Genomic DNA, 8,645 nt, shown 5'->3' on the forward strand with positions numbered 1-8,645 from the left:
GCACCACCCCCGATCCGGCAGCCGCCCCGGAACTGCAGCCGACCCCACGATCGAGCGATGCCGAACCATTAAAAACAGGACTTAACGCCCTCTGACTGAACGGAACCAAGTCGCATGGCACGCAGCGACATTCAACGCGACGGACACCCGCGTCGGCGGCTCGCCTGCGTCACGGTGATCACTCTGAAAACCACCCACCCCACCGACCCTCGCAACGGCTCGGTCCTGATGATCGAGGCCGACCACAAGGCCCGCCCGATCCTGCCCGGCGGAGCCGCCAACCCTGGCGAACCCATCGGCGCCGCCGTCTCCCGCGAACTACTGGAAGCAACCGGCCTGCGCCGAACGATCACCTGGGGACTCGCCGTCGACCAAGCCGACGCCGACCCCGGCCTCCCCGAAGACATCACCATCGTCTGCGAGGGCGGAACCCTCAGCGAGGCCGAAGCCGAAGCGATGTCCATCCCCATCACCGCCGCCGAGGAAATCAAGGGCCTCGTCTGGATCCGTCCCAGCCAGCTCGACGAAGCCCTGGAACCCCACCAGGCCGCCCGGATCCGCTCGGCTCTCGCCGCCCGCGACTCCGGCCACGGGCTCCCGCTCCTGCAGGCCGGCGTCCCCTACCTCGGCGCCGACGCCGCAGCCTAGCGGCTCCCGAACTCCCGCCCCGGCCGGGGCGGGACACCACCCCACCAGCGGCCGACCACGGCCCCGCCCCAAGGAGAACACCATGCCCTGCCCGAGCTGCGGTTCGATGATGGACGCCTCGCGGAAGCCGATGGTCTGCCACTCCTGCGGCGCGACCCTCGGAACCACCCCCGACGGTCGCCCCGTCCTGCCCCTGCTCCCGATTGCCAGCCGGTAACTTGGTGGCATGAGCCTGGACGTCCATCACTCTCGGCACTGCCCAACCTGCGGCACGCCGGTGTTCGAAGGCCCGCGCGGCGGCTATGTCTGCTCCCTCTGCTACAAGGTCGAAGAGCCTCCCGGCGAGAAGGACGCCCGGAAGCTGTGGAAGCTGAGGAAGAAGGAGCGCATCGCCGCCGCGCGGGCCATCTGGGAGCGCGAAGGGCTCGTCTGAAGGTCCGCCAGACCCTCGATCAGCACGACATCATCGCCGTGCCCGATCAGGTGATGTCGGACGATCGCATGACAGATGAGATGCGGATCCGATAGATGTGTCCGCGTGACCGACTCCACGCCCGAGGACGACGAACCCGTCTCCTTCGCTACGAAGACGAAGAACTGGTGCGAGAAGCACAAGCCGAAGCTCTACATCGCTCTCGGCGTGACTGTGACTGTTGGTGTGGGCCTGTTCGCAGCCGCCCGTCACCTCGCGGAACAGGACGACGAGAACCATGACGCCGAGGAGATCGCCGGTCTGGAGCCGACCCCCGACGACGAAGTCCTGAACGAGCCTCGCCAGTCCTACCGGGACCCCGACCGGGAACCCTTCCTTCGGCGACTGCCCCCCGGCCAGCAAGCCAGCGAGGCGTCCAAGGCGAAGTACAGGGACCTGTACGGCACTGATCTCCCCGACGGTGTCGTACCGGTCGACCCGTGGCGTTACGGGAAGAAAGCCGACGAGGACGCAGCCTGAGTACCTGAACAATGGCTCGCGCTGCCGGACTTCGCCGGTCTCCTGTTCGGTTTCACGGACCGCCGTCTGGATCGGGCTCTCGCCGGGGTCCATCTGACCGCCGGGGACCTGCCAGATCTGGCCCCGGCCGGGCTTGTACACCGAGGAGTTCGGCAGCACCGGCTGCCCCTGCCCGTCGGTGATGTGGAGGGAGGTGTACGCGGTCGCCTGCGGGAGGGTGGCGATGAGCTCTTCGGGCGGGAGCCGGTTGCCGCGCTCCGGGTCGGGTTCGGGCAGGAACGCCGTCATCAGTTCCTCCAGTCCGTCGGGGTGTTGAGGACGTCGGCGGCCCACTGGTAGTGGCCGGTCTCGCGGATGTGCTTGTCCTGCTCGGGGTAGAGGTCGCAGCTGAGCAGGGCGATCAGGTGCAGGTAGTCGGCGAGGTCCTCGCGCCGGCTGGCGGGGAGGCCAGCGGCGGCAATGCCGAGCAGCCGGTTGCGGACCTCGGTGCGCTCCTCGTCGTACATCCGGAAGTAGGCGCAGGCCCCGGCGAGGTCGTGGAGCGGGTCACCGAGCAGGGTGAACGTGCCGAAGTCGATGACGCCGGACACCTTGCCGTCGGCGACGAGGATGTTGTCGGGGTGGAGGTCGCCGTGGATGACACCTTCGGGCCCGGTGCAGGGGCGGACGAGTCGCTCCGTGAGCCGGTGGGTGAGGGCGTGGACGAAGGGGACGTCGAGGGTGAGGTCGGGCAGCACCTTGGGCAGCTTCTGCTCCAGCAGGCGGAGGAGGAAGTCGTGCCAGTCCTCGCCCGGGTGGCTTGCCGGTTCGGGGTCGAGGAACATGCGCCGGTCGAGCGGGCTGGTCAGGCGCAGGCCGGTGAAGTCGCGGACCGCGGCGAGGTAGGTGTCTTCGGCGCCGGGGTCGGTGAGGTCGAGGGCGGCGCCCATCGGGGTGCCGGGGAGGCGACTCTCGGTGACGGCCAGCAGCGGGCCGTGCTGCTCGATGGACCGGATCTCGGGCAGGGCGTAGGGGACGGTGGTGCGGTCGAAGCGCCGGTAGAGGTCGGCGATGGTCTCCAGCGCGGGGCGCTGGTCGGGGTCGGCGTAGACCTTGAGGACCCGGTCGTGGCCGAGGGCGTGGACGCGGGCCTCGGTGCCGGTGGCGAGCAGGTCGGCGGGGGTGAGTCCGTGCGCGGTGAGGAGCAGCTGTTCGGCGTCGGCGGTGATGCTGCCAGCGTCTCGGCGAGTGATCACGGTTACCTGCTCCGGGTGACGGCGGTGACGACCGTGCGGTTCTCGGGACGGACGGGACCGCCGGAGAAGTCCCCGGCGAAGGAGACGACGGCGAATCCGGCCCGGTGCAGGGCGTCTTCGAGTTCGGGTCAGGAGTACACGCGGGTGCGACAGGTGGCGGACCATCCGGTCCGGGTGTAGGTGACGTGGGCGTGCTTGGCGTCCCGACGCCGGCCGGCACGCCGCCCCCGAAGCGGCACGCGCCCCGGCACGGAGTCCACCAACTCGCCGACAGGAAAACGGATTTACCCGGATCGGGTGAGACTCGCAAGGACACGCCGAGCACCCCGCAGAGACGATGCCAGGATCGGGGACCCGACCCGAACCCACCTCCTGCGAGCAGCCTGCCGACCGGCACGGCTGCCACCCCGCCACGCCCACCGCGGACCCGCCGACCCGCCGACCGCGCTTCACCACACCCGGCAGGTCCAGCGATCCGGCCTGCCGCCCGCACCTGCCGCCGAACCAGGGAGCCCCGTGACCCACCACACCGACACCCCCGCCCCGGAAACGGACCACGCCCCCGACGAACAGCCCTCGCACGACGAGGAGTTGCGCTACCAGTTCCCCGGCGACAAGCGCGCGGCCGTCGGCACGTCCATCTCCGGCCGCGCCATGCTCCGCCGCCTGCCCCAGCTGATCCGCCGCTCCCTCGCCCTCGCCTGGCACGCCGACCGCCGCTCCACCCTGCTGCTGCTCCTCGCCCAGGCCGCCAGCGGCGTCTTCGGCGCGCTCACCCTCTACGCCACCACCGGCACCCTCACCGCACTGCTGCGTCCCGGCCCCGTCACCGGCCACCTGCGGGCCGCCGCACCGTCGCTGACCCTGCTGACCGTCTCCGCCGCGCTGCGCGCCGCCCTGGGCATCGCGGTGATGACGCTGTCCGGCCGGGTCGGACCGCGGGTCAACCGCGACGCGGACATGGCGCTGATCGAGGCCGGGTGCTCCGCCGAACTCGCCGCCTACGACCAGCCCGCCTACAACGAGAGCTGGGAGGCCGCCGACCGCGGCGCGGCCACCACCCCCGACCTGCTGACCTCCGCCCAGGACGTCATCGCCTCCACCATCTCCCTGATCGCCTCCGCCGGAGTCCTGACCACCCTGAACCCGTGGCTGCTGCCGTTCCTGCTCCTCGGCTCCATCCCCGCCGGGTTCGCCGCCATCCGCACCGCCCGCATCCACTACCTCGCCACCATCACCACCAACGACGAACGCGCCGCCCTGCGGATCTACCGCTGGCACCTGATCGACAAGCAGCGCGCCGACCAGGTCCGCTCCGACCAGGTCCTCGGCTTCATGCTGGCCAAGTACCGCAAGGCCGAAGCCCGGATCGTCGCCGTCACCGACCGGGCCGGCCGCGAGGCCGCCCGCGTCTCGCTGCTCGCCGCCCTCGCCACCGGCGCCGGAGCAGCCCTGATGTGGGGCGCCCTCCTGTTCCTGGTCTCCACCGGCCGCATCGGCCTGGCCGCCGCCGGATCCGCCACCTTCGCGCTGCGCACCGCGGCCAGCAGCGTGCAGGGCATGGTCGGCAACGGCACCCGCCTCTACCGCATGGGCCTGTACCTCGACGACTTCTTCGCCTTCCTCGACTCCGCCGGCGGCCACCGCATCGCGCGCGGCGACATCGTCCCCGGCCCGCCCAAGACGATCGAAGTCACCGCCCTCACCTACGCCTACCCCGGCGAACAGCAGGAGCCCGCGCTGCGCGGCATCGACCTCACGCTCCAGCAGGGCGAGGTCGTCGCGCTGATCGGCCAGAACGGCTCCGGGAAGTCCACACTGCTGAAACTCCTCTCCGGCCTCTACCTGCCCCAGAGCGGTGGCGGGCGGATCACCTGGGACGGCGTCCCGATCGCCGACCTGGACGCGGACGGGCTGTTCCGGCAAGTCGCCCGCGTGCCACAGGAGTTCGCCCGCTGGCCGCTGCCCGCCCACGAGAACATCCACCTCGGCCGCCACGACGGCGACCCCGTCCGGGCGGTCCAGGACGCGGCGGCGCTGACCGGCTTCGACGAGGTCGTCACCCGCCTGCGCTCGGGCTGGCGGACCCTGCTCGCCCAGGGCTGGCAGGGCGGCGCCGAACTCTCCGGCGGCGGCTGGCAGCGCGCCGCCGTCGCCCGCGCCTTCTACCGCACCGCCCGCCGGCCCGGCCTGCTGATCCTCGACGAACCGACCTCCGACCTCGACCCCCGCGCCGAGCACAAGATCCTGCACGCCCTGCGCGTTTTCGCCCCCAACCGGATCACCCTCCTCGTCACCCACAACCTCGCCAACGCCAAGCTCGCCGACCGGGTCGTCGTCATGGACCAGGGCCGGATCGTGCAGACCGGCACCTGGGACGAACTCGCCCACCGCGAAGGCCTGTTCCGCGAACTCCTCGACCTCCAGACCGACCGCACCGTCCCCGCCCCCCGCACCGCCGCAGAGTAGACCCTCCAGCCGGATACTCGCGCACCGCTGCGCGGGTACCCGGCTCCCCGCCCAACAACTACGGCGGCTCAGCTACGGGACCGCCGCCTCGACCGCGATGGGGCCATGGCGTACTCGGGCAACCGCAGCGACAAGGTAGTTACTGTCCCCATAGGAAACTGTCCCAAATCGCTGTTCGGGTTGTCTGGCACTGTCCAGTGGCTCTGTCCAGGACACAGTTGCCCCGGGTGTGGTGGCTGGTCGGCCCGGGTGCACAGTTCTCACCTGCGATTTCCTGTCGACGGGCCAGTCGGAGGGAGACGAGTGGGGCTGACCTTGCGGGTACGGCGCTTCGTGCGCGGCAACCCGTCGCGTGGGAGGCGGACGTTCGTCGAGCAGATCGCGGGATTGACCCGGCACCACGGTCGGTGGACCGAACGGCTGCGGGCGGTGCTCGCCTCGGTCGGTCCGGCGACGGCCGGACGAGCCGGTTCCCGGCTCGCTGGGGTGTTCGGGGTGTCGGTGAGCCGGCGCACGGTGTTGCGTATGGTCGAGGAGCTCCCTGATCCGTAACCGTCGAGCCCGCGGGTGGTGGGCGTCGACGAGTACGCGACGCGCAAGGGCCGCGCGTATGGGACGGTGCTGGTTGATGCCGAGACGCGCCGGCCGGTGGACCTGCTGCCCGACCGGGAGGCGTCGAGCTTGGCAGCCTGGCTGGCTGAACGGCCGGGCGTCGAGATCATCTGTCGCGACCGCGCACCGTTCTTCGCCGAAAGCGCCACTGCCGGAGCCCGCGGGCCGTCCAAGTCGCGGACCGCTGGCACCTGTGGCACAACCTCAGCGAAGCGGCCGAGCGGGCCGTCACCCGCCACCGACAGCGCCTACTCACAGCAACTACCGGGCCGAGTAGAGACGTTACTGCCGACCTCGTGCTCCAGCCGGAGGATGCGGACCAGCCCTGGCCGACAAGCTTCCGGTGAGCGGACCGCACCCGGGCCCGACATGCGGCGGTGCACGCGCTGTTGGCCGCGGGCCACAGCCGGCGCTCGATCCAACGGCAGCTCGGCATGGCCTATCGCACGGTCAAGGCCCTGGCTGACGCCGCAAACCCGGGAGAGCTTTTCCGGGGCCAGTGGCAGAACCGGCCTTCCGTGCTCGACGAGTACAAGCCCTACCTCGACGACCGCTGGAACGAGGGCTGCACCAACGCCTGGAAGCTCTGGGAGGAGATCGTCCCGCTCGGCTACAAGGGCGGCTATCAGCGCGTCGGTGCCTATCTGCGGCAGAAGCGGACCTCGCCGCGACCCGTGACCGCGCAGCCGGCGTCGCCGCGCACCGTCACCGGCTCGGTCCTTCGACGGCCCACGGCACTGTCCGAGGTCGAGCCACTCCGGCCAAAGACCGTCCTGGCCCACTGCCCCGAACTCGACGCCCTGACCCGGCACGTCCGCTCCTTCGCGGTCATGCTCACCGAGCGCCAAGGCGAACGGCTCCCGGAATGGCTCGATGCGGTCCGCCAGGACGACCTGCCCAGCCTGCACACCCTCGCCGCCGGCATCGACCGCGACCGTGACGCCGTCATCGCAGGACTCACCCTCCCCTGGAGCTCCGGCGTCGTCGCAGGCCACGTCAACCGGATCAAGATGCTCAAGCGCCAGATGTTCGGGCGGGCCGGCTTCTCCCTCCTCCGCAAACGCGTGCTGCTCTACTCGTGAAGCGCACAGTTGGGGCGTATGGGACATCACTGACCTAGCACACAAACCGGTGCGCTGCCTGAAGGCGCGGCACTGTCAGCGGACAGCCCACTCGTCCTTGGGGACGCAGTCATGCACGGTGTAAGCCCAGCCGTCGAATCGCGCGAAGACAGGTCATGACAGGAGGATGTCGCCGGCTCGTTGCGCACGCACCATGATCCCGAGCTCGTCCGATGCCGCATCACCCTCGACAGAGATCACGGGGCTCATGCCGAGCCTCTCCTGATAGTCGTGGAACTCGTCTGCCAGCTCGGAAGGCACCCGCCCAACCAGCTGCATCCCGTCCATCGAAACCAACGGACCGCACAGTGCGTCGACGGCTACGCAGGCCAGCCCACCGAATTCCCTGAAGTAGACGGTGACAGCCCTTACGTACGCCGGGGCGGTCATCTCACGAAAGACGGCTTGGAGCACAAGGGCGCCGTGCCGCTGGTGCATGGAGGAGACGGTTCCCGTGAACCCCTGCAGCTCCATCGCCGCGTCGGCTTCCTCGTGACTCATGCCGAACCGGAGCGGACCCACGCTCTCGAAGGGGACGTAGTGCCACCGCACTCGATCGGAGTTGTTCACGACAGACCACATGGTCCGGCCATCTCACCACACGCCACCGACGTCACGCTCAGTCAACCCCCCACGGGAAGTGAGCCAGAACCGCTTCTCGTGAACATCGAACACGTCGCTGCGCGGGTGTCTCCCGAAGTGCCGGACAACCGCTGTCGAAACCCAGGCTCTGGCGCAACTTGTGTGATCACACTGAGTCATGAATCCGGCGGCGCAGCGATTGGGCCGAACCCTGCTGCTGCGCCAGGTGAAACGTTGGTCTTCGACTGCGATCCGGTGGCGGCCTGGTGGGGCCTGACCTATGCGTCGTGACCGTTCCTCAGCCTGCGCGTTGGGACCGAGGAGGATCTCAATGGCAGCAGGAAGGATCACACGGTGCCGAGGCGCATGAGTCGGGTGGTGGTGGCGGTCGGGGTGCTGCTTGCACTGGCACCCGCAGGCCACGCAAGTGCTGCGGGTGGGCAGAGGTTGCCCGACTTCTTCTGGAAGAAGGGTGCGGAGGCCGCGGGCCCCGATGCGTGTCCGCAGGGCTACTTCTGCCTGTATGCCGACCCCGACTTCAACTACACGACGAACGAGTGGGGCGGATATGAGAAGCCGACGGGGGGCAACATGTTCGCTACTCGGGTGGCGGTTGCCAACCTCGGACAGGGCATGAACGATCGGGCCTCGTCCCTGGTCAACAACACCGGCAGGTCCATGCGGATCTATGAGGACGCGGACCACCGCGGTCATGAGCACCGAATCGGAACCGTCCGCAGCCTCTTCCGCACACTGCGACCGGCGCCGTCCCACTCCAGTAGCGAGCGGTACGGACCCGAGGTGGGATTCGACTGGAACGACAAGATCAGTTCCGTGCGGGCCTGAAGCGTCCGGCACCGGCAGCATCCGTCACGTGAGCCCTGTCGGCTTCCGTTCGGAGAGCGGTCGCCGTCACCCTTCCCGAACGCTTAGCTTGGCGTTTATCCTCGTCGGCTTTGATGTTCCTTGATCGAGTCGGCTCGTTTGGCCGTCTTGCCGACGTTGTGGCGTGGGGCCCGTTGCTTG

General features: G+C 69.6%; 10 protein-coding genes and 1 pseudogene. 8 read left to right on the forward strand and 3 right to left on the reverse strand.

Going from position 1 to position 8,645, the window contains the following annotated elements:
* Window positions 1-114 precede the first annotated feature (114 nt).
* From ACFY00_RS37810 to ACFY00_RS37820, 3 genes are all read left to right on the forward strand, one after another.
* Window positions 115-648 (forward strand): NUDIX domain-containing protein, encoded by a 534-nt coding sequence (locus ACFY00_RS37810; protein ID WP_388038729.1) that lies wholly within the window; start codon window positions 115-117, stop codon window positions 646-648.
* A gap of 226 nt (window positions 649-874) precedes the next feature.
* A complete protein-coding gene (locus ACFY00_RS37815) occupies window positions 875-1,081 on the forward strand; it encodes a hypothetical protein (protein ID WP_388038731.1) in 207 nt (68 codons plus the stop codon).
* Between the two features lie 105 nt (window positions 1,082-1,186).
* On the forward strand, window positions 1,187-1,600 hold the full coding sequence (locus ACFY00_RS37820; RefSeq protein WP_388038753.1) for a hypothetical protein: 414 nt from the start codon (window positions 1,187-1,189) through the stop codon (window positions 1,598-1,600).
* A gap of 27 nt (window positions 1,601-1,627) precedes the next feature.
* Here the strand turns inward: ACFY00_RS37820 and ACFY00_RS37825 are convergent.
* A pseudogene (locus ACFY00_RS37825) lies at window positions 1,628-1,888 on the reverse strand (NUDIX hydrolase); the annotation flags it as partial.
* The gene (locus ACFY00_RS37830; protein WP_388038733.1) at window positions 1,888-2,835 is read right to left on the reverse strand and encodes a phosphotransferase family protein; all 948 of its coding nucleotides are present in this window, start codon (window positions 2,833-2,835) and stop codon (window positions 1,888-1,890) included. The gene ACFY00_RS37830 and the pseudogene ACFY00_RS37825, both read right to left, overlap by 1 nt.
* A gap of 516 nt (window positions 2,836-3,351) precedes the next feature.
* Here ACFY00_RS37830 and ACFY00_RS37835 point away from each other — a divergent pair.
* From ACFY00_RS37835 to ACFY00_RS37850, 4 genes are all read left to right on the forward strand, one after another.
* The gene (locus ACFY00_RS37835) at window positions 3,352-5,304 is read left to right on the forward strand and encodes an ATP-binding cassette domain-containing protein (RefSeq protein ID WP_388038736.1); all 1,953 of its coding nucleotides are present in this window, start codon (window positions 3,352-3,354) and stop codon (window positions 5,302-5,304) included.
* A 105-nt stretch (window positions 5,305-5,409) separates the two neighbouring features.
* A complete protein-coding gene (locus ACFY00_RS37840) occupies window positions 5,410-5,856 on the forward strand; it encodes a transposase family protein (protein WP_388038738.1) in 447 nt (148 codons plus the stop codon).
* A gap of 18 nt (window positions 5,857-5,874) precedes the next feature.
* The gene (locus ACFY00_RS37845; RefSeq protein WP_388038741.1) at window positions 5,875-6,594 is read left to right on the forward strand and encodes a transposase; all 720 of its coding nucleotides are present in this window, start codon (window positions 5,875-5,877) and stop codon (window positions 6,592-6,594) included.
* Window positions 6,591-6,998, forward strand: a complete 408-nt coding sequence (locus tag ACFY00_RS37850; protein ID WP_388038744.1) for a transposase — start codon at window positions 6,591-6,593, stop codon at window positions 6,996-6,998. The genes ACFY00_RS37845 and ACFY00_RS37850 overlap by 4 nt, the downstream gene beginning before the upstream one ends.
* A 153-nt stretch (window positions 6,999-7,151) precedes the next feature.
* On the opposite strand, the gene ACFY00_RS37855 is transcribed toward ACFY00_RS37850, so the two are convergent.
* A complete protein-coding gene (locus tag ACFY00_RS37855) occupies window positions 7,152-7,607 on the reverse strand; it encodes a hypothetical protein (protein WP_388038747.1) in 456 nt (151 codons plus the stop codon).
* Window positions 7,608-7,973: 366 nt separating this feature from the next.
* Here ACFY00_RS37855 and ACFY00_RS37860 point away from each other — a divergent pair, with 366 nt between their 5' ends.
* Window positions 7,974-8,465 (forward strand): peptidase inhibitor family I36 protein, encoded by a 492-nt coding sequence (locus ACFY00_RS37860; protein WP_388038750.1) that lies wholly within the window; start codon window positions 7,974-7,976, stop codon window positions 8,463-8,465.
* The last annotated feature ends 180 nt before the right edge of the window (window positions 8,466-8,645 follow it).

It is taken from the genome of Kitasatospora sp. NPDC001540 (genome assembly GCF_042894345.1).
Classification (GTDB): domain Bacteria; phylum Actinomycetota; class Actinomycetes; order Streptomycetales; family Streptomycetaceae; genus Kitasatospora; species Kitasatospora phosalacinea_C.